Genomic DNA, 25,489 nt, shown 5'->3' on the forward strand with positions numbered 1-25,489 from the left:
TATGACCACCAAGACTATCCTAATCACCGGCGCTGGCTCGGGCTTCGGCAAGGCAGCGGCCATCGGCATGGCCAAGAATGGACACAACATCATCGCTACCGTCCACGTATCCTCGCAGGTGACCCCGCTGCGCGAGGAAGCCGAAGCTCTCGGCCTCACCAACCTGCGCGTCGAGCGGCTCGACCTGACCGATCCTTATGATATCAAGCAGGCGCAGTCCTGGGACTTCGACGTACTCTGGAACAATGCGGGCATGGGCGAAGCCGGCCCGGTCTGGGAAATCCCTGTCGATCTTGTCCGCAAGAATTACGAGGTCAACGTCTTCCTGCCACTGATCCTCACCCAGGGCGTTGTCCAGAAATGGGTGCGCGAGGGCAAGCGTGGCAAGGTCGTCTTCACTTCGTCCATGGGCGGCCTGTTTACCCCGGCCAACTGGGGCACCTATGTTTCGACCAAGCATGCGCTGGAGGCATTCGCCGAAGCCATGCAACAGGAGCTGGCCCAGTATGGGATCAAGGTCCAGACCATCAATCCGGGCGCCTATTACACGGGTTATAACGAGACGATGGCGGACAATCCGTTCCGCTGGCTCGACGACGAGGTCAACTTCACAAAGCGCGCCGATCTGCGCAAGGGCTTCGACGACTTCTTCGCTACGCCTGAAGGCAAGATGGATGCGCAGGAGATGATCGATCGCATGATCGACATCGTCCCTGCCGACGAAGGCAAGTTCCGAAACGTCGTCCCCCAGGTGATCGAGGACATGTTGAAGGAACATCAGCTCGCCGCTTGGGAAAACCGGATCTGACCTCAACCCACCACCGGGCGGCGCCTCAAGCGGGTGCCGCCCGTCCTTATGTAGCCATCATGAACACCCGTTATGATGGAAGACTTGATCTCCGATTGTGCGATTGCACCGGAATGCCTCAAGCAGGAATCGCTCAAAATGTCACTGCAGCCCGCAGTCGAGAATGCAATCATGCATGGGATGAGCCGCATGCATTCCAGCGACGGAAATCTTGTCATTACGATCTCTGCCGTCCGGCGTGATCAAACAGAGATTTCATGATGTAGTTTTGGGGTTTTCTTGCCTTGTTTTTTGGAAATACTCTAAATAAGCGATTTTACGGAAGAACTACCTGGTTGGCAGACTAGGTGGTTCTTCTTTTTTTGGTGACACCAAGCCAACTATGACAATACCAATTTTAAAATTGGAGTCTGACGTTAAAAAGCCGGCGAAATCTTCAATCAAGCTGTATAGATCGGCAACCAAACTTAGTAAACTCAAAATTTCTATGTTCCCCACAGTATTAGGGGTAGTACCAGCGTAGTTGACACCACCCGCAAAGTAGATGTTAATAATCGGTAAAAAAATTAAACCGTAATTCGAAGTAAAGTTCCGTTTCTGTTCATGGTAATGAAACTTGGTTTGATGGTAACAGGATTTCCCTTCTTATCTAGCGGACAAAGGATCTTAGAAAGAAAATAAAGTTCCGATACTCACCGTTTCAGGAACTTTTCACCTTCTTACTTTGCTGTCTGTGTCAGCTACGCTGGTAAGTTCACAACTGGAATATTTTTATGGTTGTAAATACTGATTTGTTGGCGGTACACATAAAAGAGAGAATGAAATCTCTAAATTTTTTTTGATTTTTTTGAGGGGAAATTTAAGAAAAAAATTTTAAAAATAAAACTTTTATTTCGATATTCCGTCTAAGTAGTGAACATCAAGAAATGGAGGGGGGATAAATTTGTCCGAGTACAGAAAAGAAGAAATTACAGATTGGTATGACCAACATAGTAAATCAGTTTTAACCTTTATATTATTGATGGTTAAAGATTATCAACAAGCAGAAGATTAGACAGTTAAGAAGTAGCGCCAATATATTTTAAAACCCACGCTAATACATTTTATGAAACAAAAAAGACGATTTTCCCAACTCTAAGAGGGAAATCGTCTTTTCTAGAAAGCACTCTTTATAAGTTCCGTTATCTATATATAACTTCTAGCTTTTATATAGATCTAAAACAGGTCTTACCTCAAATGTGGCTGTTATCATTAACGCTTTTGGATGTTAAAGCTTTAAAAGCATATATCTCCTTTTTAAGTTTCATATTTACAAGCGCAATACTAAGCACGACTAAGATAATTCCTACGAAAAGATTAAGTGTAACTGCTTCATGTAGAAATAAGGAACTTCCTAAAATAGAAATAACAGGGATTAAAAAAGTATAAGTTGATACTTTGCTTGCCTCCCCGGAACTAACCAGTGTAAAGAAATCAAGCCAACCAAGTGCAATCACAAATATGGAGATAAATAATAAGACTAGTGTAAACGGTATGTTCCATGAAATAGACGACCAGCTTTCCGTTACCGTTCCAGCTGCAAGCAGGAACAATCCCCCAATAATAATATGAAGCGTAGTAAGCCAAATTCCATCTACTTTTTGTGCTGTTTTTTTCATATACACCGTACCTAATGCCCAACTAAGAGCAGAACCTAAAGCAAGTAGAACGCCGATAATCGAAATGTGTCCAGCTAATCCTCCTAAACAAATGACAACGACACCTGCAAAACCTAAAATTAACCCAACTGCTTTAAGAGTATACATAGATTCACCCAGCCAAATCCACGAGAATACACTCAATAAAACTGGTTGAAGAAAAACAATCGAAGTAAAAAGTCCTGCCGGTAAATAATTTAAGCCGACAGTTTGAAGACCGTAAAATAAAATAATATTTAAGAACGCAGATACAAAGTAAATAGGCCATGTTTCTTTAAAACGAAGCATTTTATATCTTGGAATGGCAATGATAAGTAAGATAAGTCCACCTATAAATAATCGCATCCCTGCAAATAATAGTGGAGGTGAATAATTTAAGGAAAATTTAGTCATAGGCCAGTTTATCCCCCACATGATAACGAGAAAAGCGAGAAAAAGGAAATTTTTCACTTTAATATGGTGCTTCATAATAATATAACGCCTCCCTAGTCTGATTACCTTATACATGGTACTATATTTATAAATATAAATAAGATGAAATATTATAATAGAGGGTATAAGATATTACTTATGATGACGTTTTCGCAATTGCAGATGTTAGTTACAGCAATAGACACGGCCGAAGCAGCCACCGATCTTAAACTCAAGCACCCGTTAGTTGAAGAAGCATTTAATTAATTAGCATTTAATCGATAAGATAATATATGACTTACCGATTAATCCTTTTATTTAGTCTTATCTATCGAAAACTTCTTAAATGCCAAGACTGCATTATGTCCTCCAAAACCAAAACCATTAGAAATAGCATAGTTTATTTTTGTCTTAACTGCATGGTTTGGAACGTAATCTAAATCACAATTTTCATCTGGTATTTCGTAATTGATAGTGGGAGGAGCTATATCTTCCATGATACTTTTGAGTGCTATAATGGACTCAATTCCCCCTGCAGCTCCGAAAAGGTGCCCAGTCATTGATTTGGTAGAACTCACCTTTAAATTATAAGCATGAATACCAAAAACACTTTTAATTGCTTTAGTTTCTGATTTATCTCCTTCAGGGGTACTAGTTCCATGGGCATTTATATAATTTACATCAGTAAGTTTGATTTCACCCATTTCTAAAGCTAATTTCATAGCATTTGCTGCACCGTTATAATCAGGGGAAGTAATATGATAGGCATCCGTTGTGGAACCATATCCTACAATTTCACCTAAAATTGTCGCTCCTCTTTCTTTAGCGTGTTCATACTCTTCAAGGAATAATACACCTGCTCCTTCTGACATAACAAAGCCATCACGTTGACTGTCAAATGGACGGCTTGCCCTTTCTGGGATATCATTAAAAGTGGACATTGCTCTCATTCTTGAAAATCCAGCAAAAGCTAAAGGATTAATAGGAGCTTCAGCCCCTCCAGCTAATATTCCATCAGAGTAACCATGCCGAATATTTAAAAAAGCCTCCCCAATCGCTTGATTCCCTGTTGCACAAGCAGAAACAGGAGAATAGCTAGGTCCCTTAAATCCTGTTTTTATGGAAATAATACCTGAAGCCATATTACTAATCATCATAGGAACCATAAATGGAGAAACTCTTCTTGGTCCTTTTTCAATTAAGAATTTATGATTATCTAATATGGTATTAATTCCTCCAATACCTGAGCCAATATATACCCCGAATCGCTCCTTATTTATATTATCTACATCAATATTTGCTTGGTCTAAGGCTTGTTTAGCAGCAGCATAACCATATTGCACAAACAAATCATATTTCCCTAATTCTTTTTTATCAAGATATTGCTCTGCATTAAAGTCGGTAATAAAACCACCAATTTGAGTGCCTATATCTTTGAAGTCATCAGATTGAATTTTTTTGATCCCTGATTTACCTTCTTTAATATTATTCCAAAACTCTTCTACGTTATTTCCTAACGGTGAAACTACTCCATATCCAGTCACTACAACTCTACGTGGCATAATCAACACTCCTCTTAATTCTTCACACTATACTTAAAACGATTATTTCAAAAGACTTCTAAAAAGTTCGATTACATTTGAAAATAATGTATTCCCCCAAAACACGCTATATTGTAGTCCGCCTTTTGTGCTTGAAATCAGAAGGACAGTTAATGATTCTATCCTGGAACATCCGAATCTATCACACTGTTTTGGATTTGAACATAGAATAATCACCTCGTTTTATGAATTATACACTTGATATTAATACCTGGTACTAATTATCCATAAAAAAAATTCTTCTTCAACTAACCTCCCGTTAGTGGAACAACAAAAAAGCTACCTTAGTAGCCAAATAGTGTTGCAACTCAAGCTACCCGTTACTTTAAGTACAATTATTCACAAACTATCAAAAAAGGAACGTCATTGCACTAAACTGCTTTTTTTAGGCCACCAAGATTGGTAGCTGGATTTTTAAGGCAAGCATCCGTTAGCTAACAAATGATGATGAAATATTTTTTATTAATCCCTAAGTAGTTTACCTTCCTGTAATCACTTAATTGTTGGGTAAACATTACTGAAGAGGATAAAACGGACCCTTTGGGAAAAAAGACTTATAGCCCACTAACCAATCACTTACAGAAATTGGTGGATGAGTCACGACGAAGAAGTAGAAGTCCGAAGTTAAAAAGGCGAAGACTCGAAATAGGAAATTACACCAAAAAATATATCAGTGAAATGGGTATATACGAATAACTGTGAAAAAATTGTATTTTTTACCAGTCCAACTTTAGATAACCTCCCATTTTGTTCTGTTAACTTAAGCATTACATGAAATGGGAGGCTTTATTCTGATATATTACTTGTATCTCCGTCAGAGTTGGGCTTAATTATCCAAAGATGAGCCCATCAAGTCTTAATAAGATTTCATTTCAGCCATTTTTATTGAACATTTACATCATCGTGATCTGTACCTGTAATCACGTCATACCAAGCTTCAATATCCTTTTCAAAATTAGCCGTCTTTTCCCGGTATCTTTGCAGCGAATCCGTGCCAAGCGGCAAGTGAACCGGCGGCTTCTCCGCGTTGGCAACCTTCACGATTGCCTTGGCCAACTTGACAGGATCGCCCGGTTGTTTCTTATTTGCCTGGGTAGCGAATTTTCTCATCTCTCCTACCGTTTGGTCATAATCCGGAATGATGTGACCTGAGCGCGTTAGTGACGCAGCATCCAGAAATTCCGTACGGAAGAAGCCCGGGGCTACTACGGTCGCATGAATTCCAAGCGGAGCCAATTCCAATGCAAGTGCCTCCGTTAATCCTTCAACAGCGAACTTGGTTGAACCGTATACGCCCCAGCCGATATAACCGCTCAATCCTCCAACGGACGAGAAATTGATGATATGTCCGGAACGTTTTTTACGCATATGAGGCAGGACTGCCCGGGTCACATTCAACAAACCAAAAACGTTGGTTTCGAAATTTTTCCTAACCTCATCAGCAGTAGCTTCTTCAACGGCACTTAGCAGTCCGTATCCTGCATTATTGACAAGAACATCAATTTGGCCGAATTTCTGTACGGCTTGATTCGCAGCTGCAATTGCCTGTTGTTCATCGGTAATATCCAGAAGAACAACTTGAAGATTCTCCGGATTTCCTAATTTATCAGCTAAAGACTCCGCCGATCTACGGACTGTCGCAACAACGTTATCTCCGGTTTCCAACACAGCCTTCAGTATTTCCAAACCAATGCCCCTTGCTGCACCAGTAATAAACCAAACTTTTTGCTTTGTCATCTAGAAACACATCCTTTTTGTTATTTTTGTTGTATGTTATCTACTTGGAAACCTAGGAATCTTATCAGCAAGCAGATATTCTGCATATTGCCGAGAGCTCTCAACTAATTCTCCCTCGCTTTTATCGTCCGTATCAAAGATGGTAAAAGGCATCAACAAATCGGTTTCGATTAGATTGCTCGTAGCATGGAAAGGGCTAAGGAGTTCATGTATTGTATAGAGGTCGCCTCCTCCAGGCCGATAATCTATTTCTGAACCACCGATAGAAATAGCCAGACCCAGCTCCTTTCCCCGTAGTTTCCCCCCTTTTGATGTGTAGCCCCATCCATAAGTCAGTACATCATCTAACCATTTCTTGAGAAGCGGAGGTGAACTATACCAATAGAACGGAAATTGAAAAATGATCCGATCATACTGTATAGCAAGTTCTTGTTCTCTTTGAACGTCAATCCTCCAATCCGGATAGGAAGCGTAAAGATCATGAACGGTGATCGTATCTGGATACTTCTTGATTTCCTCTAGCCAAGTCTTATTCACGCGAGATGTGTCTAAGTTAGGATGAGCAACAATAACCAATGTCTTCATCGTTTTTCCTCCCTTCGTTTGATCTTATGCCTCTGACAAGTTAACTTTATCGTACTTTAAGCGAGGGTGCTTATCTGCGCAGTTCAAACCATTTGTCTATTTAGCTCAAGTTCGATGTCCAGCTACCTGCTGAAATGTAACCCGGGGAAACAAAAAGGTTTCCTAAAGTATCTTGATAAGAACAAGGCAATCGATTGGATGATTGGGTATAATATTTACCCCAATATTTCACCCCTTAGAATAAAAGGTGCATCGTTTGATGGCCCATGCCAGCTTGCTGCTCTTAAGGTAGTTATTTTGAATCACACTAGCGAAATTGTGACTAGCTTAATATTATTTTATGGTATAGCGAGGAGGGGTATAAATGATTGTACGTTCCGAAAAGATAATGAAAGTACCACAGGGTTTAACCAATGATGTTCATCAAATAGCGTTAAAGTTAAATGGGTTAATGATCTTTGAGTCCTGCGTTTATATGGAAAGTAAAGCAGGAACATTATTTCTAGAAGACCACCTGCTATTATTCGTGCTCAATGGTACATATACCGTTCGTTTTGGGAACCAAGTACATACTGTCCGCAAAGATGAAATGGTTTTATTGCAAAAATCTATTGTCATTGAATATGAAAAATCTGGCGAGGATGGATCGGAAAACCTTCTTGATTACATGATGTTTTTCTTAAAAGATGAAATTCTAAACGATTTTATCAAAATGGCGAATGTAATACCTACTTATCCCTCGGTCATAGTCCCAATATCGGTCTTGTCAGTTAATGAAAGGCTCATTCATTTTATAGAATCTTTTAAACTGTTGATGAAAGAACCAGACCGAATTAATCCTGGTTTAATTAAAATTAAATTATTAGAGTTGTTGTTTGATCTCGCAGACGCAGATGACAAGTTATTGTTCCAGTTTTTGCAAATAAAACGCAAAGAAAAAAGGCATATTACTGAGATTATTGAAGAAAATTTGTTCAATCCAGTATCTTTAAACGATCTTGCCTATTTGTCAGGACGTAGTTTGTCATCCTTTAAACGTGATTTTCAATCGATCTACAGACACTTCGCCACTTCAATGGATTCGAAATCGTAGATTAGATCGTGCCAAGGAATTACTTGCAAATTCGTCATTGTCCGTTACAGATGTTTGCTTCTCAACAGGATTTGAAAATGTGGGTCATTTCTGAAGGGTCTTTAAAAAACGATTTGGTATATCTCCATCCATGGTAAGAGACCGTCATTAGCAAACATTAAAAGGTAGCATAGGTAGTCGAAAGAGAGTAATGGGGACACCCAATGCGTAAGGTGTCCGATTTATTACTCCTAAGACTTTCTTTTTTATACAGGTTAGTATTTAAATTTTTGTTAACATTGATGCACCAGGATAAGATTTTTATCGAGCAAGCTCACGTCGTACAACTGGAGCAACTTTAGTTGCAAGCAATTCAATCGCCCTTGCAACTTTGGTGTAAGGCATCCCTCCAATATCCAGTTGGACCATAAAGCGGTTGTGTTTGAACAACTCGTGTTGATGCAAGATTTTCTCAATTATTTGCTAAGGGCTTCCGACAGCTAGAACGGTTTTAGGACTTACTAGAAACTCGAATTCAGAGCGGGACATTCTTCCTCTTCCTTTTGATCAATAGCATAAAGGCTGCTAAGCGTTTTAGGCATTTCATATCCTCTAACCATTAGAAATACATCTCCTTAACAATTATTGAACGCTATCGTTAACCGTTAGCGCGCAGCACCGCTTGGACATATGAATTCATCTCTTTAATGAATATAAGTGCAGAGGACCTTATAGTAACGGAATTAAGATATACAAGAGATATACCCCAACAAGGAACATGGCCTGCTAATCTTACAATACCCAAAGAATCGTCCCTTAGACTTTCGAGCAAAGTTGTTGGTAAAAGAGCTGCTCCAAGTCCATGACGAACCCATTGAATCAATACTGAAGTGGAGGACGTTTCTATTATCGACTTCAAGGTAAACCCACAAGAGAAACAATACATATCAATTAATGATTTGTTTTCTTCTCGAAACATGATCGAATTCATTTGCTTCAAGGATCGAAAAGGAATCGAAGATTTATCGGCCAAAGGATGTTCTGAGTGAATCAATAGCGCCATATCTTGTCTATACAAATGAGTCGAAATGACCGAAGCATCAGAAATCGGATTTGCAGTGATTCCAATGTCTACCCTTTGCCCCAAAACTTTATTCTCTACATCCTCTGCATCGATAATTTTTAATAAAATATTCGGGTACTTCTCGCGAAATCTCATGAAATTAGACAAAGCCTTATTGCTTGTAAAAAGACTGACTTTTAGACTTATAAATAGGGACATAGCTTGTTAAAAACAATTGAAAGGATTGTTTTGTTACAATAGAATAAACCCATGCGAATTGCATGAGCCTCTGATAGAAATCTATTATGTTGATCTTAGCGGTTTTTTAAGCAGTGATGGAGAAATACCAAATCTCTCCTTAAATACTTTTGAAAAGTGAGATACATTTTCGAATCCCGTAGAAAAGCAGACATCAGTTACAGAGAATGAAGTATGAGTCAGCAGCTCTTTTGCCTTATCCAACCTACGATTACGTATATAGTGTAAAGGAGAAGTATTATAAATTTCTTTAAACTCCCGCTTAAAGGTTGATAAGCTTCTTCCAGACAAATAGGCGAGATCATTTAAAGATACGGGATTAAAAATGTTTTCTTCAATAACCTCCGTAATGCTTTTTCTTTCTTTCCGTTTCAATTGCAAAAACTGAAAATAAAAATTTTCATCTGTGTCTGCCACATCAAATAGCAATTCAAGCAGTTTAATCTTGATAAGCCCACTACTTATTTCGTCAGGTTGTGTAAAATAAGGTTTTAGAGATTCAATATAACTAATAAGGCGGTCATTTACTGATTTAACCGATACTGCATCAAGAGCCGCGGGGTAGGAGGGCTTAAGATCGGCCATCTTGACAAACTCGTTAATTAAATCTTCCTTTAAAAAAAACATCATATAGTCGAGCAAATATTCCTCGTCCTTCTCCCCCGACTTCTCAAACTCGACAGTGATTGACTTCTGCAAGAGAACCATCTCATTCTTCTTTACCGTATATGACTGGTTCCCGTAGCGAACGGTATACATACCTTTAAGTACAAACAAAAGCAAGTGGTCCTCTAGAAACATGCTTCCTGTGTTATTTTGTGTGTGCGTACACGATTCTATGACAGATAACCCGTTCATTTTTAAAATACTCTGATGATATGGGACAGTTGTCAATTCTAGAGGCACCTTTACAACCTTACTGGACCTTATGAGCAATATGATCCTCCTTTCTATTTAAGATTTTCATTTAATGTTCTAACAAATCTAAAACATGATACTTTACCGATATATCAATACCCGTAGGTCGGTAATAGCTGCCCCCATAACGGACAACTATTGACGCAGCCCTGAATTCGTTACCAGCGGTCCGGGTCTTAGTCTTTTCAAGGGATTCCACTCTTACATTCATTATAACCTAAAGCGATGGATTTACCCGTCACCGCCGAGCCGAAGGAATCGAATTTTAATATATTTCTCCACTATCCTCCCGTTAACTTACAACTTTATTTACTGTGCTAATATGTTTCATTTATTTGCTCGTAAGGAGCTTGCATTCGATCGTCCAATGGCTGCAATTCGGCTTCCCCAAGCGTTAATAACACCACAAATAAAATAAGACGATCCTGAGAAAGATGATCAGGATCGTCTATTTTATTCCGGAGATTGATATTTTAATGCTACATTCTGGGATTCTTTACTACCACATCCCGAATTTCTTTATTTATCAGTTACAAATTCAGCTATTTAAAAGCTGCTGAAATGACCCGCTTTGTGATGTTCGCAAGTTGAATGAGCGCGTTTTTATTTTACCTCTTCTATGGTATTGTCGATTGGGGCATTGCCATTCTGATAAAATTTGGCTCAATTGTCGGCTCACATATCGGGCTAAAATTTGCCTCTTATTTAAAAGGAAAATGGATTCAGCTTTTGCTTCCGATTATCTCTTTATTATTAATTGTTTAAGTTATAGCTGACTTGCTATTTTAGTTATTGAACTAACCTGCCCTTTACTTCAATGAGAAAAAAATACCGCCGTAGCGATCTTTTTGGATATGTATTCGGGAACATTATCTCAACTCAAGCACCCGTAGTTGAACAAGACAATAAAATAACTTTTATAGTAAAATATTGGTATTTACAAAAGGAGTCTCATTCTTATGAATATTTTAATTTTAGGTGCAACTGGACGAGTTGGAAGTCAAATAGTTACTTATGCCCTTCATGACAGACATCATGTTACTGTGTTAGTTCGCACTCCAGAGAAGATTCAAATAAATAATGAAAATTTAACCATTATTCAAGGGAATGTTTTAAACAAAGATGATATCGTAGATGTAATGCATGGGATTGATGTAGTTATTAGTGCACTAAATACTGATGGCACAACCACTCTATCAGAAAGTATGCCACTTATTATCGAAGCAATGGAAAATGGAGGTATAAAACGCATAATAACTATAGGAACTGCGGGTATCCTGCAAAGTAGAACCACTCCAAATTCTCTGCGTTATCAATCAAGTGAATCAAAGCAGAAGTCAACCCGTGTAGCGAAAGAACATCATAAAGTTTACGATATACTCAAACAATCAACCCTAAAATGGACGATTGTCTGTCCTACCTACTTGTCTGATGGAGAAAGGGTAGGTAAATATCGAATAGACCGAAATTTTTTGCCGGAGGGTGGAGCTGAAATATCCGTACCGGATACAGCAGAATTTACTTTTAAACAGATAAAAGCAAGAGATTATATAAAATCGCGTGTAGGTATCGCCTACTAATAATATTCTTATACTATTTCATATTGGATTAACCCGTTTGTTCAAAAGGAAAATGGGATGCAGCAATAATCAATAAAACAGCGACAGGCTAGAACTTTATTTTCTCATCCTAGCTACCACTGTTTTTATTGTTGGGGCTTGTCAAAATAAGCATGGTCGTTTTTTTGTCCATCAACCGTTTAGGTCAAAAACTGGGGGGATTGGGGAGCGTGCATCCGCCAAAAGGAAACAACCTGGTCCGTATCTGCCACCATTCCAAAATAGGTATCCACGGTTTTTAAGGTCATATCGTGTTCTTCCGCGAAAAAGCCGCGCAGGCATCTTTCAAGAGCACGATTCGATAATCCAGCATAAACCCATCTCTGGCGGTTGATTCCACGCAAAAATTCGTGCTGACTCCTGTTATAATCAAGGTTTCGATTTTAAGAGTTCGCAATATGGACTCCAGCCTAGTATGAACGAACCCGCTGTAACGATGCTTCTTCACACTGTGGCGCAACTTCGTAAAATTCCGCTCCCCGTCTGGCAAGCCGGGTTGACACCATCCGGAAATCGGGAAAGCCAAACCTCGGAATCAGTCGACTTATCATGATTCGTCTACAAAAAAATGATTGGAACGGAGTGCTCTCTTGCCGCATCCAACAAGCTTTGCAAGCTCGGCATTATTTTTTTGACCGCGCTGACATCTTCAAAACGGGTTCCTTAGGATTCGGAACCTTTCCCATCTCTTCCAAGTATTTATATGTGGCCTTTAGATTGTGATACCAAATATCGATCCCTGTTTCTTCCTCATATCTCGGTTCATAGCCTTCATGCATTGCAGCAACCTTAATATAAACATCCCGGTAAGAAAAAGTTCTGTCAACAACACTCTCCTCACACAGCTGGCAATAGCGAATGCAAGCTTGCAAATCTCCTTCTTCGATAGCGGGAGAAAGGCTTTCCATTTCTTCATGCCTTTTAACTCTATCTTGCCACTCTTGAACAGGGTCTTTTCCCTTTGGCTTTATATTTCGCTCAAGATGTTTCAGTCGAGATTTTAAACTCATTCAAAATCGGTCCTTTCGAAATTTTGTTGCTATTCCTGGTTTTCAATCATTTTCTCAATCTTGTTCATTCTTTCCGCTAAATCGCCCAATTCCATTGACTTTAAAGCTGTATTCGATAATGTTGCAATTGTTTTTGCCTTATCTATTGTCATTTCTCCATCCTTCAGCAAAATATTAATCACGTTTGCTAACATCCTTCTAATGTCTTGAGGCTTGTTAATCCTAATGTCTTTAGTAAAATGTTTATTCATACTTTGGCTCCTTTTCTTGTAAACTGGAAATATTCCAGTACAACAAGGGTTTCGCCAATTTTAAGTTTACAAAACGTGCTAAAAAACCCCGTTTATGATTCATTATCATTGGGAAAATAATTCCTTTTTTCCTGAATATTAATTCTCTCTGGGCCCTACTAAGCCAGTTTTTGTTTTTCAGTTCTTAAATGTAAACAAAGGACAAGGATAAGTTGGGAACCCACAGGAGCCCTTGAAAATTGTTTTTGGGCTCTCTGTAAGTTTCTCTAGCAAGCCCTTAAGGAAAAAATGACGTGTATGTGGGCTGATTTACCTTACATTCTGTATCTATTACTCGATACATTTATTCCTCCCTTAGAAAAATCCATTTAATGAATCTGGAGTTTTTTTCTATAATCATAATTTTCTATGAACAAATCTATAAATTTTGTATTATTATAAAGACGGCTAAAGACTCGATCTCCCACTGCAAATGGTAAGTCTGTATCCGTCAAATTGCTTGTGTAGATTGTCGGTTTCCCAGACCGGCTTTCTACAATCTGAAATAACATTCCCTTTCTCCAATCGTCATTTTCCCCGATTGCCTCTGAGCCCACATCATCCAGGACTAGAAGACCTAATCTTTTAATATCCCTAAAAATATCCTCTTCAGATTTAGAAGGTCCTTTTCTGTAGGTTGTCTTAAACATTGATAGCAACTGACCTGTAGTTAAAAAACCTACGGAAAATCCTTTTTCTTTTACTTCTTTTATAGTCCTCGCAATTGCAGCGCATAGATGACTTTTTCCTGTTCCGGGATTTCCCATAATTAGCAAGTTGTAAAGTTCACCTGCCAAAAACATTTTTGTATATGTGATTGTGGTTTCTTTTGCTTTCGAAGTAACATCGTTAGTTTTCTCGAAATTCTTAAACCCAGCAGCCATTAAATCTTCCGGAAGGAGAAAATACTCGTTCGTAAGCCTTTCACCAATTAATGCTCTTAATTCTTCTAAGCTTTTACTTTGATAAACATTGAAAGCTTCCTTGTCCCTACAAATTGAGCATTTCATCGTTTTGCCAACTGCATACCAATCATCTTGATTTATCATTCGATAAAATAACCCACTTGCAGTTTCGTCCCCACAACTAGGACATGGCAATTTATATTGGTATTCCGTTTCAAAATCGTCTCGTTCAGCTAGTTTCGGAACTATTTTTTTAACAGCATCTTTATAAACATCCTCGATTTTCATAAAACGCTTAATAGCTTGCATCAAGCCAACCTCCTAAAAAGGCATTTCCGCCTCTAATTCTTCAATCTTACGTAATTCCTCTTTTGTTAAGGGTTTTCGTTCCGGCCAATGTTCCGGGCGTTTTGTTAGAATATCGTGGGGACTTTTCTTTTTCTTTTGGTTTGCTGATTTAATCTTTGCTACCAATTGATCATATTGTTTTCTTAATTTTGATGGAGAAAGAATATTTGCTTTCCAGAAAGAATCCTTTTGACACCAATCGATTAAATATTTAATTTGCTCTTCAGTTCTATTGTCTTTTTCCATCATCAATCGGAAATCATTTGACCATTTTTGGAGGTCAGGCTCTTTAAATGTCTCGTTGTTTTTCGAAGAATGATTTTTCGGAAAGCATTAACTCAAGGATTAATAAGAAATAATCCTACCGAGGATTTCAAAATGCCTAAAAAGCAGCAAAGTGTTGAGGAGCTGGAGAAAGCAGAAGAGGAGATTGTTTTTCTTGAAAAAGAAGAGCTTGCCCATTTTCTTAAATTAGCCTATACAGACGGGCTTGAAATGGATCATCTTGTCTTCACGGTACTTTCCTATACCGGATTAAGAATAGGTGAATTATTGTCCTTAAAATGGGGGGATTTTAATGAAAAGCAAGGTACTATTCGAGTTACTAAAACTCTTTATAACCCCAATAATCATTTTGAAAAATATCAGCTTTTAACGCCAAAGACAAAGGGCTCTGTCCGAACAATCAGGATTGATGAAATGCTGATCAACATGTTAAAGAAGCATCGGCTTAAACAAAATGAAATTAAATTAAAAAACAGACTTGTTTACCAGGATAACGGATTTATTTTCGCTCGAGAGGACGGACATCCACAACTAAGAAAAGTTGTTGAGACCCGGCTTAAAAGGCTTCTGAAAAAAGCAGAAATAGAAAAGAACATTACTCCACACTCATTTAGACATACCCACACTTCATTATTGATTGAAGCCGGAGTTGGTATTAAAGAGATACAACAGCGGCTAGGACATACGGATATTAATACTACAATGAATATCTATGCTCATATGACCGCCAATATGGAAGAAAAGGCCTCCCAACAGTTTAGTAAACTGATGAAAGACCTTCTCCTATAGTTAGCTTTTTTTGTCATGGATTCGATGTTTTATAGAAAACGAGGACAAATCCGAGGACAAGAAAATTATATTATCGTTTTAGACGTTAATATAACAAGGTTTTTAACCCCTTATTACATCATACCGCCCATTCATCAAGAAATAAAATAGAAGAAAATGTAGTAATAAAATTACCGTTATAATAGGTTTTTCATCTTAATAATAAAATATTTTTAAACAAAAGAAAAAAAGACTATGAGCAAAATTATGAGCATTGGGTAAGGTGCCTTTCCTTACCCTTTTCGGTGAAAATCACCTTTTAAAACGTATTTCATACGCTCCTTAATTTATTTATTAATAGGAGGAAAAACGAAACAAGGTAATTATTAAAAAACACTGATAAAACTGACTTTCTTGTTTATTTTAAAATTAGATGTAAACCATTATATATCTTTTGTGATCAGAATGTGTGCTTAATTAAATTATGATTAAAGTTTCAATATTGGGAGAACATTTTATCAAATATAGATGGTAAAGGTATATTTAGTAGTATTTTTTAATACGTCTCTTTTCTTTTAGAGTAAAATTCCCCTCTGAAATCAGTTTAATTACCTCCACAAGAGATCAAGGCTAATGTACCATTGCCCTAATTACAAAATTCCCGCTACTTTAAGAATTAATTATCGAGAATTAACTTATCTCATTTTTTAGATAAATATTTTATTATTCGATCTTCATTTAATGCCTCCTTTAACGTTAAAAGAGCTTTAATATCCTTTTCTTCTAGGTAAACAAATCGATTATTGTTCGCTTAATGGAATAACTTTGGTTCCTGAATTGAGTATTCTTATTTTTACATCAACATGAAAAGGAACTTCTGGAAAAACTTCATCCCATTCTGGTTTAAATTTACCTCTCCATTCTTTACGATGCTGTTGATAAAAATTTAACCCTATTCCCAAAAAGTCGGATTTAAATTCTTTTTGGGCTTTTGTTATTGTGGCTTCAAGTTCTTTTTCCACCTTGCCTTCCAGATCCTTTTCGCATGCGTTGAGAATCTCCTGTGTGATGGCTCCGGTATTACCGCCGAATTGGAGCATCGTAGCATTGACTTTCGTCGAAATAAATACTTCGGGTACCTTATGGCCCGTCTTAATTTTTATTTTCAATTTATCTTCTTGAAGTCTGAATACAGCGGCTACTGAAGCTCCAGTGTCAGGTACCGTTATGGATACAGGTAATATTTCTTGTATATTTTTATTTACAATTCGCGCCAATCCTTTACTTTCGTTCCCATTAAGCACGCCTACCAGATTGTAGCCTTTAAAAACAACCATATCCGACAACTGAAGCTTTTCGTCTCCGTCTCTATTTGTTTTGATTAATGGGGCGATAGGCTCTACTCCTTCTGTCATCAGCATCTTATTAAATTCTCTTAACCTGATCGGAAATGAAACGCCTACACGAGAAGTAACCTTAAAAAAATCTTTAAACGCTTCCCCAATCAACAGCCCTGTTTTCCCGACTGACATATTCAAAATCTTTTCCGGTTTCTCCTTTGTAAAGACCAAAAATACGGACTCTCTTATACTTGGAGTAATAAATAAATAATCTATGATATTTTTCAGTTGCTGCTTTGCCGCATCTTCGCTAATAATGACTGCTGCAGCATATCCTAAGAACAATTCTTCCGACACCATGGTTTGCAGATTACTGAAAGCTTCCAGCATTGTTTTTCCCTTTCCTAGGATCACTTCCTTGGACTCTCCTCCTCCCTTATCTTGTTTTTGTGTCCTTATGATCTCGCAAGACAAAAGAAATTCCCCGTTTTTATCAATATCGATACCGATTGCATGCACTAAAGCTATGCTTTCATACTCCATGTAATCCCAGCATCCGGTGCATGCAGTCAGAATGACAATACTTATAATGAGTCGTATACATTTTGAATATTTCATGTTTTCGTTGATACCGCCTTTTTTCCTTTTGAAAACATCAAGAAGGAAACTGTACACAGGATAACGATGTAGAATGGATAAACACAATATTGAATTACGAGTATGTAATTGTAATATGCTTGGTTAAATGAGCATATATTCAAAGTTAATATGAATGTAGTAATCGTAATGATGACGATAAAAACCTTGGAACTTCTTTTTATGATGGATTCTGAAGCTACCCAGCTGCTGTAGAAATTTCCGGATAGCTTCAATACGGTGATGATAACATAAGTAATTAATAAAAAAATTTCTACTCCTTGAATGAATTTTCCAATCGTTATTGAAAAAGCTACATTTACACCTGCAAACGAAATTCTGGAAGCCTCTTCCGGAGAAATAGCGGCTGAGATTAAAAAAGATACGGCTCCTGGCATTAATACGACAGATACCAGTAACCCTACAGTAAGTGAAAAAAATTGCTTGCCAGGTTGATACAAAGATTCAACCATAATGAACATGAATAAAATAACTTCAGAATGCCCTCCTCCTGCCAATAAGACAGCCTTTAGAAATGATGGAACGTCACTGTCTAACATAGGGAAGATGTTTGAAGTATCGAATTGGGTTATTACACCAATAACAAGGGTAAAAAATATACCGAGCAAAACAATCTCCAAAGTTGCGCTTAACCTCGCTAAATTCTCAATTCCACTTCCTGCGATTAAAAATGACAGTAAAATCATCAGAAAAATTGTTACCCACATCGGTGTATTTGGCAAAACAAGGGTCTTGACCAGCCCTCCGCACAACATTAACAGCAAAGCCGATAGGACTATGTTTAATCCAACATAAGCTATACTGAAAATCGTACTGATCAATTTTCCGGCAAACATCTCAAGTATATGGAATATGTTTTTTCCCGGATATTTCTTTGCAACACTCAATATCCATAGGGCAAAGGCAATATTAATAAACCCGCTTACGAACTCCGCAATCCACGCACTTCTTCCTGCCAAACTAGTAATGTAGGAATGATAAAAAACAACTCCGCCATAAGCGCTTGCGAAGGTAAGATATATGGCCTGTAGACTCGAAATCCTTTGCTTTTGCAGCACGTTCCCTGACCCCCCTTTATTTTTTGGGACCTGGCTTTCTGGTACTATCCCCCATCCTCGTTTCGTTTCCGGACAATAATCTAGGGCGGGTTCTCAATTTCCACAGCGGAGACCTTATCAACAGGTCCTTCATCAGGCTAAATTCACCGACATCCAAAGGATGGGAAATCGGAATGCCGAAAGAGCGTAGGGTAACCCATCTCCACTGCAAAAAAAGAATGCCGAGAATGACACCAAAAAGTCCCAAAAAAGTCGCTAATAATATTAAAAAGTAATTGATTACTCTTGACACATTTGTAAGGTTTATCGACGGCAGCGCAAAGCCAGAAATGGCAGAGATCGCAACAATGATAATCACGACAGGGCTGACATAACCCGCTTCCACAGCCGACTGGCCTATAACGACGGCCCCAAGGATACCGATGTTCTGACCCAAACCTCTAGGCATCCTTATCCCTATTTCTTTAAGCAAATCAATAATGAAGGTCATGAGCAGCACCTCAATGACGGAAGGGAAAGGGACCTCCATTCTTCCCGCAGATATACGAATGGCAATAGCCGGGGGCATAATAGAATGATTATAGGCTACAAACGACACATACAGGGAAGACAATGTGGAAGAAAGAAAAAAAGCGCAATATCGCATAATTCTCATGATCGAACTGAATATCCATTTTTGCGAATAATCGTCGGGTGTCTGAAATTACCAATAAAGGTACAATGATAACAAAGGAGAAGTTATCGCATAGTATGGCTACACGTCCCTCAGCCAAATTAGCGGTGGTTACATCAATTCGTTCGGTCAGCTTATATTGGGGCCAAATCGATAAAGGGCTATCTTCGATTAGTTCAATTATGACGGATATCGAATGGACGATATCGATGTCGATCCGGTCTAATCTACTGCATATCTCTTCGATTATTTGGGGATTGGCTACGTTTTTTACCCAAACGATTCTTACTTTCGTATGGGAAGTCCTTCCTAACTCCATCTGTCTAAACATTAAGTTTGGGGAAGGCAATCTCATTCTTAACAGGTTAAAATTTTTATTAATATCTGTTGTAAATGCTTCATTTCCACTCTGTATGGAGGGCTCTGTTTCTGATTTTTCACCTACTTCACGCTTTAGTAATGGTATAACTAAAGCAAAATCTGTATCGTTACTTGTTAATGCAACATGACCTGTAAGGATAGCTTGTACGAGGTGATCTTTTTCGTCTGAAGTATAGACTTTCGCTACAGAGAGAACTCTGGATTTAATCATATCCATTAACTCGGCTGAAGTTAGAACACTTTCCTCCGAGTTTCTGTCCTGCAACCTTTCGATTACAAATTTGTTAATCATTTCATTTTCAATTAAATTTTCTATGTAAATAACATTTACTTCAGCTTTTCCCTTCAAAACGGGTATATCTCTTGAAACGAAATCAGCATCGTCACGAAATGCATCTTTTAAATATTCCTTTAAACGCAGCTTATCTTCTCCATTAGAGGACATCGATGATAAGCCTCCTTTACTAAGTTAAAGTTTTTACGTTTGTAGGGTAAGCATGGACAAATGTAGTATGAGCACTGTTCTTCCTTTTTATGCGGAAAATTCGGTTATTTGTCGTGGAACAACAACGTCTACTTCCACGTTTACTAATAAACCGGCCAAAGTATCAAATAAAGGTTGAAGAGATTGAAAGTAAAGAAGAAGAAATAAAATTTTTAGAGAAAGAGGAGCTAGCACAATTTTTACGTATTACTGATTCAGATGGCTTAGAAATGGATTCTTTGATTTTTACCACACTTGCCTATATTGGCTTTCGTATAAACTATGAAAGCATATTAGAGTAAATTGGCGAGAATGTAAAAACAAATTTAACGTTTGAGGAAATGAAAGAAATTTAGGCAAACTATTCCAAAACGCGGCACAACCTTGAACAAATCCAGATAAACGGAAGCAGCAAGGAAGAAAATGGTGTCTATTACTACATTGTTGCCCGAGGAAGAACGGACAAAGCTGTGTGATACGGTTAAGAAACACTTGGATATTCATTAGTTTACGATTAAATCCAAATACTCCAGACCCCAGCTCTCCATTACCAAAACTAATTTGAAAAGGGCAAAAAAAGGAACCTATGCTTTTATAGCCTTAGGTTCCTTTCAAAAGCTTAGGAAATAAAAAATCGGACCTCGACCGAAACCGTCACTCACGAAACTTCTCAAAATCCCGCTCAACCTCTTTAAATGTATAAAGCCCTCCGAAAAGGAACCCTTGCACCTTATGACATTGATTCTCACGGAGGAATTCTAGTTCTTCTAGGGTTTCAATCCCTTCAGCAACCACTTCCATAAGAAGAATTTGCCTCATTTTAATCATCGCTGATGTAATTCCCACATTGTCAGACTGACAGCAAATATGGCGAATAAGTTAATTTTGAGTAGTCAAATAACCAAAAACGCCTATCTTCATGTAGGGCAAGAAATGAAAAAAGAAGCTCCCCATAAGTTTGGTCAACTTATGAGAAGCCTCCGTTAATATTCCTCAATGTTAGCAAAATGTTAGTATTTCACTCTCACCTTACTAACAAATCATTTTATATCTAGTGTTTGAGGGGCAGATTACATCATGCCGCCCATTCCACCCATACCGCTCATATCAGGCATGCCGCCTTGACCTGCTGGTTCTGGCTTGTCAGCAACAACTGCTTCAGTTGTTAAGAACATAGCCGCAACAGATGCAGCGTTTTGAAGTGCAGAACGAGTTACTTTAGTTGGGTCAACGATACCAGCTTCGATCATGTTTACCCACTCACCGCTAGCAGCGTTGAAGCCTGTTCCAACTTCTTCGCGCTTTAAGCGGTCAACAATTACAGATCCTTCAAGACCAGCGTTGTGAGCGATTGTACGTACTGGCTCTTCGATCGCACGTAATACGATATTTACACCAGTTTGTACGTCGCCTTCTGCTTGGATTTCTGCAATCTTGTTGTATACGTTAAGAAGGGCAACACCACCACCGGATACGATACCTTCTTCAACCGCAGCACGAGTTGCGTTTAAAGCGTCTTCGATACGAAGTTTGCGCTCTTTTAATTCTGTTTCGGTCGCAGCACCAACTTTGATTACTGCTACACCGCCAGCTAATTTAGCTAAGCGCTCTTGTAATTTTTCACGGTCAAATTCAGAAGTAGTTTCTTCTAATTGAACACGGATTTGGTTAACTCGAGATTGGATCTCTTCAGTTGCACCAGCACCCTCAACGATTGTTGTATTTTCTTTTGTTACAACAACCTTAGAAGCGCGTCCTAAAGATGTGATTGTAGTAGTTTTCAATTCACGGCCAAGCTCTTCAGTGATTACTTCACCGCCAGTTAATGCAGCGATATCTTCAAGCATTGCCTTACGACGGTCACCAAAGCCAGGAGCTTTAACAGCAACTGCATTGAATGTTCCGCGAAGTTTGTTCAATACTAAAGTAGAAAGTGCTTCTCCTTCGATATCTTCAGCGATTAACAATAATGGTTTGCCTTGTTGTACTACTTGCTCAAGGACAGGAAGGATTTCCTGAATGCTTGAGATTTTTTTGTCTGTGATTAAGATATATGGATTTTCTAAAACAGCTTCCATTTTATCTGTGTTTGTTACCATGTAAGCAGATGTATATCCGCGGTCAAATTGCATACCTTCAACAACGTCTAATTCAGTTGTGAAGCCTTTAGATTCTTCGATTGTGATAACGCCGTCGTTACCAACGCGCTCCATCGCTTCTGCAATTAATTGACCTACTTCTTTATCATCTGAAGAAATAGCAGCAACTTGTGCGATAGACTCTTTGCCTTCGATAGGCTTAGAAATCGCTTTTAAGCCCTCAACTGCTACAGTAACTGCCTTTTCAATCCCTTTACGGATACCCATTGGGTTAGCACCAGCTGTAACGTTCTTTAATCCTTCACGAATCATAGCTTGAGCAAGAACAGTTGCAGTTGTTGTTCCGTCCCCAGCAACATCGTTTGTTTTGCTAGCTACTTCAGCAACAAGCTTAGCACCCATGTTTTCAAAAGCGTCTTCTAATTCGATTTCCTTCGCGATTGTTACACCATCATTTGTAATAAGCGGTGAACCGAATTTCTTCTCAAGAACCACGTTACGTCCTTTTGGTCCAAGAGTTACTTTTACTGTATCTGCCAATGCGTCTACACCACGAAGCATTGCGCGGCGTGCATCTTCACTAAACTTAATTTCTTTAGCCATGTTCAAAAAACCTCCTCGTATTTTTTAAACTCAATATTGTTTTAAAAAATCCTTATTGTCCAACTACAGCAAGGATATCGTTTTCGCGTAAAATTAAATATTCGTTTCCTTCAAACTTCACTTCTGTACCAGAGTATTTTGAGAAGATAATACGATCGCCTACAGAAACTTCAAGAGCAACACGTTCGCCGCTTTCAAGCACTCGGCCTGTACCTACGGCAACAACTTTTCCTTCTTGAGGCTTTTCCTTAGCTGAGTCTGGTAACACGATACCGCTTGCAGTTTTTTCTTCTGATTCGACAAGCTCAATGACAATACGATCACCTAGTGGTCTTAACAAATCAAACAACCTCCTCAAATAGATATGTAATTCTGACTTATTAGCACTCTCTTAACTTGAGTGCTAACACAATTCTTATAATAATAAATGGAAAAAAATTTTGCAAGTATGAAGCAGCAATTTTTTATTATTTTTTGCAACCTTACAAGTATGTGATTTACACGTGGGAATATACATAGTTTTTCCGATAACCTTAAAAATTGAAACAACCTTGCTTTTATTAGTACAATGAAGAATAGGGTAAAATATTTTCATTAGCTGCTTAAAGGAGATTTATTAATTTGAAAAGGGAATATTGGATTATTTTAATTGTCTATATAGCCATGCAGTTATCAAGCCTAGTGGGAATTCCAGGACTGATGTTCCTATTTGGCTACTTAGGAATAAATCAAGGGCTCGTTGTCCCCTATTGGTTAATTTTCAGCTTCACCCTTGCTCTGGTTATTATTCTTTTCTTATTACGAAGAGAAATAAAGAAACCAGGGTTGAATGAAAGAGGCAGTTCCTTTGGCTTTGCTGCCATCTGGGCTGTATTTGGTGTCTTCCTAGCCTTATTTGCCCAAGCTCTCGCTGCGAATATTGAACGGCTGATCGGGGTTGAAATGGGCTCAGAAAACACACAGCAAATTCTCAACATCATTGAATCCTTTCCACTTGCCATCTTAGTCAGTTCAGTAATTGGCCCAATATTAGAGGAAATTGTTTTTCGAAAAATTATTTTCGGCACTCTCCATAAACGGTTTAACTTTTTCTTCTCAGCGTTAATCAGCTCGGTTATTTTCGCCTTAGCCCATATGGAACCGCATCATGTGCTTCTCTATTCTGCAATGGGCTTCACTTTTGCATTTCTCTATGTAAAAACAAAACATATCCTTGTACCGATTTTTGCCCATGTTGCGATGAATACATTAGTTGTCGTCATACAGTCCGTTTATAAAGATGACATTGATAAAATTATTCGTGAGGCAGAAGGTATTCAAAACTTTATCGGAGGCTTTCTATGAGACGATCACCCTTGTTTTCCGGAATCATTTATATTGTACTTGGCTGCTTATTTACTTATTTTGCAGTTGAAGATGTCACCCAAAACGGATGGGGGTTCTTCAGTTACCTGCTCGTTTTACTTGCCACCTTTGACTTCGGATCTGGTTTAAGAATGATTTTCTTTTACAATAGATATAAAGACAAAATAAAAAAGTAGGATCATTAAAAAGCCTTTTCACTTTACTTGTGAAAAGGTCTTTTTTGTTTTTATTCTTCTATTTCCTCTGTAGGGTAGTGCTTCAGGAAGTAAATAAGTGATTGTAATTCAACAGCCAAGTCGATATGATGAACGCGAATAGATGAAGGAACATTTAACCTTGCAGGCGTGAAATTCAATATCGCCTTAATATTAGATTGTACGAGTCGATCCGTAATCAGCTGAGCCACTGGTGCAGGTACGGTCAGGATGGCAACATGGATTTCATCATTGCTTAAAACCTTCTCGAGCTCATCCATATGAAACACAGGCACATCTCGGATCGTTGTTCCCATTTTGTTCGGATCAACATCAAAAGCACATTCAATTTTTGTATTATTATTTTTTAAAAAGTTATAGTTTAGAAAGGCGGTTCCAAGATTTCCTACACCAATTAACGCTACTTTTGTTAATTCATCTTGATCTAGTGTTTTCCGAAAGAACGTTAATAGGTAGTTGACATTGTAGCCATATCCCTTTTTCCCTAAGGCACCAAAATAAGAAAAATCCCGGCGAATCGTTGCCGAATCCACCTTCACTGCCTCACTTAATTCCGCAGACGAAACCCTCTGTTTACCGGAAGAATGCAGATTCTTTAAAAATCGATAATATAAGGGCAGCCGTTTTGCTGTCGCTTGTGGTATTTTCATTGTTTCATTACTCATATTCTCCCACCCCTCATAAATAGTTGTTCATTTATCTAACTTGTTCTGTTCGGTGGAAATCCCCATTTTTCCCGCCGGTTTTTTCAACCAGATAGGTTTTTCCAATGACCATACCTTTATCCACTGCTTTACACATATCATAAACAGTTAAAGCACAAGTGGACGCAGCTGTTAACGCTTCCATTTCAACACCTGTATTTCCTTTTGTTTTGACAGAAGCTGCAATATTTAATGTAAAAGCCGTATCATGTTCTTTTTCCCAGGAGAAGGATATATTTACCCCCGTCAAAGGTATAGGATGGCACATCGGGATTAAGTCCCAGGTTTTCTTTGCCCCCATCACGGCAGCAACTTGTGCTACTGCAAGAACATCGCCCTTTTTCATTTCATTATTTGTTATTTTTTCATATATTTCTTTACTAACCGTAATGCTGGAATGAGCAAGTGCCGTACGAGCACTTTCTGGCTTATCACTAACGTCCACCATTTTCGCTCTTCCTTCTTCGTTAAAATGAGTAAATTCAGACATAAACAATATCCTCCCACAAAATCATACTATATTTTTAACAATTTG

The 25,489-nt window shown here is 38.3% G+C and carries 27 protein-coding genes and 2 pseudogenes; 10 read left to right on the forward strand and 19 right to left on the reverse strand.

Features of this window, described 5'->3' with window-relative positions; translation table 11 throughout:
• Position 1 precedes the first annotated feature (1 nt).
• Both ACIQAA_RS28390 and ACIQAA_RS28395 read left to right on the forward strand, forming a co-directional pair.
• Positions 2 to 808 (forward strand): SDR family oxidoreductase, encoded by an 807-nt coding sequence (locus ACIQAA_RS28390; protein ID WP_402626360.1) that lies wholly within the window; start codon positions 2 to 4, stop codon positions 806 to 808.
• Between the two features lie 138 nt (positions 809 to 946).
• The gene (locus ACIQAA_RS28395; protein ID WP_307437823.1) at positions 947 to 1,069 is read left to right on the forward strand and encodes a hypothetical protein; all 123 of its coding nucleotides are present in this window, start codon (positions 947 to 949) and stop codon (positions 1,067 to 1,069) included.
• A 971-nt stretch (positions 1,070 to 2,040) separates the two neighbouring features.
• On the opposite strand, the gene ACIQAA_RS28400 is transcribed toward ACIQAA_RS28395, so the two are convergent.
• The 4 genes from ACIQAA_RS28400 to ACIQAA_RS28415 all read right to left on the reverse strand — a co-directional run bounded on the left by ACIQAA_RS28400 (position 2,041) and on the right by ACIQAA_RS28415 (position 6,839).
• Complete coding sequence (locus tag ACIQAA_RS28400) at positions 2,041 to 2,973, reverse strand: DMT family transporter (protein WP_402626362.1); 933 nt, start codon at positions 2,971 to 2,973, stop codon at positions 2,041 to 2,043.
• A 257-nt stretch (positions 2,974 to 3,230) separates the two neighbouring features.
• Complete coding sequence (fabF, locus tag ACIQAA_RS28405) at positions 3,231 to 4,478, reverse strand: beta-ketoacyl-ACP synthase II (protein ID WP_402626364.1); 1,248 nt, start codon at positions 4,476 to 4,478, stop codon at positions 3,231 to 3,233.
• A gap of 921 nt (positions 4,479 to 5,399) precedes the next feature.
• Positions 5,400 to 6,254: an oxidoreductase gene (locus ACIQAA_RS28410; protein ID WP_402626366.1), complete on the reverse strand. Its 855-nt coding sequence runs from the start codon at positions 6,252 to 6,254 to the stop codon at positions 5,400 to 5,402.
• Positions 6,255 to 6,290: 36 nt separating this feature from the next.
• Positions 6,291 to 6,839: an NAD(P)H-dependent oxidoreductase gene (locus tag ACIQAA_RS28415; protein ID WP_402626368.1), complete on the reverse strand. Its 549-nt coding sequence runs from the start codon at positions 6,837 to 6,839 to the stop codon at positions 6,291 to 6,293.
• A gap of 364 nt (positions 6,840 to 7,203) precedes the next feature.
• Here ACIQAA_RS28415 and ACIQAA_RS28420 point away from each other — a divergent pair, with 364 nt between their 5' ends.
• Together ACIQAA_RS28420 and ACIQAA_RS28425 are read left to right on the forward strand one after the other, a co-directional pair.
• The gene (locus ACIQAA_RS28420) at positions 7,204 to 7,932 is read left to right on the forward strand and encodes an AraC family transcriptional regulator (RefSeq protein WP_402626370.1); all 729 of its coding nucleotides are present in this window, start codon (positions 7,204 to 7,206) and stop codon (positions 7,930 to 7,932) included.
• Positions 7,877 to 8,026 carry a helix-turn-helix domain-containing protein gene (locus ACIQAA_RS28425; protein ID WP_402626372.1) on the forward strand — a complete coding sequence of 50 codons (150 nt, stop codon included), beginning with the start codon at positions 7,877 to 7,879 and terminating at the stop codon, positions 8,024 to 8,026. The genes ACIQAA_RS28420 and ACIQAA_RS28425 overlap by 56 nt, the downstream gene beginning before the upstream one ends.
• A 543-nt stretch (positions 8,027 to 8,569) precedes the next feature.
• Here the strand turns inward: ACIQAA_RS28425 and ACIQAA_RS28430 are convergent.
• Together ACIQAA_RS28430 and ACIQAA_RS28435 are read right to left on the reverse strand one after the other, a co-directional pair.
• Entirely contained in the window at positions 8,570 to 9,130 is a 561-nt protein-coding gene (locus ACIQAA_RS28430) for a LysR family transcriptional regulator substrate-binding protein (RefSeq protein ID WP_402626374.1), read from the reverse strand.
• Positions 9,131 to 9,277: 147 nt separating this feature from the next.
• Positions 9,278 to 10,168, reverse strand: a complete 891-nt coding sequence (locus tag ACIQAA_RS28435) for an AraC family transcriptional regulator (RefSeq protein ID WP_402626376.1) — start codon at positions 10,166 to 10,168, stop codon at positions 9,278 to 9,280.
• Between the two features lie 573 nt (positions 10,169 to 10,741).
• On the opposite strand from ACIQAA_RS28435, the gene ACIQAA_RS28440 reads away from it, so the two are divergent.
• Both ACIQAA_RS28440 and ACIQAA_RS28445 read left to right on the forward strand, forming a co-directional pair.
• A complete protein-coding gene (locus tag ACIQAA_RS28440; RefSeq protein ID WP_402626377.1) occupies positions 10,742 to 10,915 on the forward strand; it encodes a hypothetical protein in 174 nt (57 codons plus the stop codon).
• Between the two features lie 194 nt (positions 10,916 to 11,109).
• Positions 11,110 to 11,730, forward strand: a complete 621-nt coding sequence (locus tag ACIQAA_RS28445; protein ID WP_402626379.1) for an NAD(P)-dependent oxidoreductase — start codon at positions 11,110 to 11,112, stop codon at positions 11,728 to 11,730.
• 283 nt (positions 11,731 to 12,013) lie between these two features.
• Here ACIQAA_RS28445 and ACIQAA_RS28450 read toward each other — a convergent pair whose 3' ends face one another.
• From ACIQAA_RS28450 to ACIQAA_RS28470, 5 genes and pseudogenes are all read right to left on the reverse strand, one after another.
• Positions 12,014 to 12,217, reverse strand: coding sequence for a cysteine hydrolase family protein (locus tag ACIQAA_RS28450; RefSeq protein WP_402626381.1), 204 nt, complete (start codon positions 12,215 to 12,217; stop codon positions 12,014 to 12,016).
• A 175-nt stretch (positions 12,218 to 12,392) separates the two neighbouring features.
• Positions 12,393 to 12,779 carry a hypothetical protein gene (locus tag ACIQAA_RS28455; protein WP_402626382.1) on the reverse strand — a complete coding sequence of 129 codons (387 nt, stop codon included), beginning with the start codon at positions 12,777 to 12,779 and terminating at the stop codon, positions 12,393 to 12,395.
• 29 nt (positions 12,780 to 12,808) lie between these two features.
• Complete coding sequence (locus ACIQAA_RS28460; protein WP_402626383.1) at positions 12,809 to 13,030, reverse strand: hypothetical protein; 222 nt, start codon at positions 13,028 to 13,030, stop codon at positions 12,809 to 12,811.
• Positions 13,031 to 13,398: 368 nt separating this feature from the next.
• A complete protein-coding gene (locus tag ACIQAA_RS28465; RefSeq protein ID WP_402626384.1) occupies positions 13,399 to 14,283 on the reverse strand; it encodes an ATP-binding protein in 885 nt (294 codons plus the stop codon).
• Between the two features lie 12 nt (positions 14,284 to 14,295).
• Positions 14,296 to 14,631 (reverse strand): annotated as a pseudogene (locus tag ACIQAA_RS28470) (hypothetical protein); the annotation flags it as partial.
• A 69-nt stretch (positions 14,632 to 14,700) separates the two neighbouring features.
• On the opposite strand from ACIQAA_RS28470, the gene ACIQAA_RS28475 reads away from it, so the two are divergent.
• On the forward strand, positions 14,701 to 15,396 hold the full coding sequence (locus tag ACIQAA_RS28475) for a site-specific integrase (RefSeq protein WP_402626386.1): 696 nt from the start codon (positions 14,701 to 14,703) through the stop codon (positions 15,394 to 15,396).
• 779 nt (positions 15,397 to 16,175) lie between these two features.
• Here ACIQAA_RS28475 and ACIQAA_RS28480 read toward each other — a convergent pair.
• The 3 genes and pseudogenes from ACIQAA_RS28480 to ACIQAA_RS28490 form a co-directional block, all read right to left on the reverse strand.
• Entirely contained in the window at positions 16,176 to 17,333 is a 1,158-nt protein-coding gene (locus tag ACIQAA_RS28480) for a Ger(x)C family spore germination protein (protein ID WP_402626388.1), read from the reverse strand.
• Positions 17,330 to 18,430 (reverse strand): GerAB/ArcD/ProY family transporter, encoded by a 1,101-nt coding sequence (locus ACIQAA_RS28485; RefSeq protein ID WP_402626389.1) that lies wholly within the window; start codon positions 18,428 to 18,430, stop codon positions 17,330 to 17,332. The genes ACIQAA_RS28480 and ACIQAA_RS28485 overlap by 4 nt, the downstream gene beginning before the upstream one ends.
• Positions 18,431 to 18,446: 16 nt before the next feature.
• A pseudogene (locus tag ACIQAA_RS28490) lies at positions 18,447 to 19,929 on the reverse strand (spore germination protein).
• Between the two features lie 113 nt (positions 19,930 to 20,042).
• On the opposite strand from ACIQAA_RS28490, the gene ACIQAA_RS28495 reads away from it, so the two are divergent.
• A complete protein-coding gene (locus ACIQAA_RS28495; RefSeq protein WP_402626390.1) occupies positions 20,043 to 20,270 on the forward strand; it encodes a hypothetical protein in 228 nt (75 codons plus the stop codon).
• 352 nt (positions 20,271 to 20,622) lie between these two features.
• Here ACIQAA_RS28495 and ACIQAA_RS28500 read toward each other — a convergent pair whose 3' ends face one another.
• The 3 genes from ACIQAA_RS28500 to groES all read right to left on the reverse strand — a co-directional run bounded on the left by ACIQAA_RS28500 (position 20,623) and on the right by groES (position 23,010).
• A complete protein-coding gene (locus ACIQAA_RS28500) occupies positions 20,623 to 20,844 on the reverse strand; it encodes an EAL domain-containing protein (protein ID WP_402626418.1) in 222 nt (73 codons plus the stop codon).
• 194 nt (positions 20,845 to 21,038) lie between these two features.
• Positions 21,039 to 22,670, reverse strand: coding sequence for a chaperonin GroEL (gene groL, locus ACIQAA_RS28505; protein ID WP_402626392.1), 1,632 nt, complete (start codon positions 22,668 to 22,670; stop codon positions 21,039 to 21,041).
• Positions 22,671 to 22,722: 52 nt separating this feature from the next.
• Positions 22,723 to 23,010 (reverse strand): co-chaperone GroES, encoded by a 288-nt coding sequence (gene groES, locus ACIQAA_RS28510; protein WP_283863119.1) that lies wholly within the window; start codon positions 23,008 to 23,010, stop codon positions 22,723 to 22,725.
• 281 nt (positions 23,011 to 23,291) lie between these two features.
• Between groES and ACIQAA_RS28515 the strand changes: the two genes are divergently transcribed.
• Together ACIQAA_RS28515 and ACIQAA_RS28520 are read left to right on the forward strand one after the other, a co-directional pair.
• Entirely contained in the window at positions 23,292 to 24,014 is a 723-nt protein-coding gene (locus ACIQAA_RS28515) for a CPBP family intramembrane glutamic endopeptidase (protein ID WP_402626394.1), read from the forward strand.
• Entirely contained in the window at positions 24,011 to 24,211 is a 201-nt protein-coding gene (locus ACIQAA_RS28520) for a YdiK family protein (RefSeq protein ID WP_402626396.1), read from the forward strand. The genes ACIQAA_RS28515 and ACIQAA_RS28520 overlap by 4 nt, the downstream gene beginning before the upstream one ends.
• A 50-nt stretch (positions 24,212 to 24,261) precedes the next feature.
• On the opposite strand, the gene ACIQAA_RS28525 is transcribed toward ACIQAA_RS28520, so the two are convergent.
• On the reverse strand, positions 24,262 to 24,915 hold the full coding sequence (locus tag ACIQAA_RS28525) for a redox-sensing transcriptional repressor Rex (RefSeq protein WP_402626398.1): 654 nt from the start codon (positions 24,913 to 24,915) through the stop codon (positions 24,262 to 24,264).
• Positions 24,916 to 24,946: 31 nt separating this feature from the next.
• Entirely contained in the window at positions 24,947 to 25,444 is a 498-nt protein-coding gene (moaC, locus tag ACIQAA_RS28530) for a cyclic pyranopterin monophosphate synthase MoaC (protein WP_402626399.1), read from the reverse strand.
• Between the last annotated feature and the right edge of the window lie 45 nt (positions 25,445 to 25,489).

This window comes from Neobacillus sp. NPDC093182 (genome assembly GCF_044754045.1).

What these genes read in the sequence shown, in the direction of transcription:
- ACIQAA_RS28430 (WP_402626374.1), bottom strand. Translation starts at nt 9,130, where the DNA reads ATGAGATTTCGCGAGAAGTACCCGAATATTTTATTAAAAATTATCGAT.
- ACIQAA_RS28440 (WP_402626377.1), top strand. Translation starts at nt 10,742, where the DNA reads ATGAGCGCGTTTTTATTTTACCTCTTCTATGGTATTGTCGATTGGGGC.
- ACIQAA_RS28410 (WP_402626366.1), bottom strand. Translation starts at nt 6,254, where the DNA reads ATGACAAAGCAAAAAGTTTGGTTTATTACTGGTGCAGCAAGGGGCATT.
- ACIQAA_RS28420 (WP_402626370.1), top strand. Translation starts at nt 7,204, where the DNA reads ATGATTGTACGTTCCGAAAAGATAATGAAAGTACCACAGGGTTTAACC.
- ACIQAA_RS28445 (WP_402626379.1), top strand. Translation starts at nt 11,110, where the DNA reads ATGAATATTTTAATTTTAGGTGCAACTGGACGAGTTGGAAGTCAAATA.
- groL (WP_402626392.1), bottom strand. Translation starts at nt 22,670, where the DNA reads ATGGCTAAAGAAATTAAGTTTAGTGAAGATGCACGCCGCGCAATGCTT.
- moaC (WP_402626399.1), bottom strand. Translation starts at nt 25,444, where the DNA reads ATGTCTGAATTTACTCATTTTAACGAAGAAGGAAGAGCGAAAATGGTG.
- fabF (WP_402626364.1), bottom strand. Translation starts at nt 4,478, where the DNA reads ATGCCACGTAGAGTTGTAGTGACTGGATATGGAGTAGTTTCACCGTTA.
- ACIQAA_RS28475 (WP_402626386.1), top strand. Translation starts at nt 14,701, where the DNA reads ATGCCTAAAAAGCAGCAAAGTGTTGAGGAGCTGGAGAAAGCAGAAGAG.
- ACIQAA_RS28455 (WP_402626382.1), bottom strand. Translation starts at nt 12,779, where the DNA reads ATGAGTTTAAAATCTCGACTGAAACATCTTGAGCGAAATATAAAGCCA.
- ACIQAA_RS28480 (WP_402626388.1), bottom strand. Translation starts at nt 17,333, where the DNA reads ATGAAATATTCAAAATGTATACGACTCATTATAAGTATTGTCATTCTG.
- ACIQAA_RS28390 (WP_402626360.1), top strand. Translation starts at nt 2, where the DNA reads ATGACCACCAAGACTATCCTAATCACCGGCGCTGGCTCGGGCTTCGGC.
- ACIQAA_RS28460 (WP_402626383.1), bottom strand. Translation starts at nt 13,030, where the DNA reads ATGAATAAACATTTTACTAAAGACATTAGGATTAACAAGCCTCAAGAC.
- ACIQAA_RS28520 (WP_402626396.1), top strand. Translation starts at nt 24,011, where the DNA reads ATGAGACGATCACCCTTGTTTTCCGGAATCATTTATATTGTACTTGGC.
- ACIQAA_RS28525 (WP_402626398.1), bottom strand. Translation starts at nt 24,915, where the DNA reads ATGAGTAATGAAACAATGAAAATACCACAAGCGACAGCAAAACGGCTG.
- ACIQAA_RS28465 (WP_402626384.1), bottom strand. Translation starts at nt 14,283, where the DNA reads ATGCAAGCTATTAAGCGTTTTATGAAAATCGAGGATGTTTATAAAGAT.
- ACIQAA_RS28400 (WP_402626362.1), bottom strand. Translation starts at nt 2,973, where the DNA reads ATGAAGCACCATATTAAAGTGAAAAATTTCCTTTTTCTCGCTTTTCTC.
- ACIQAA_RS28415 (WP_402626368.1), bottom strand. Translation starts at nt 6,839, where the DNA reads ATGAAGACATTGGTTATTGTTGCTCATCCTAACTTAGACACATCTCGC.
- ACIQAA_RS28395 (WP_307437823.1), top strand. Translation starts at nt 947, where the DNA reads ATGTCACTGCAGCCCGCAGTCGAGAATGCAATCATGCATGGGATGAGC.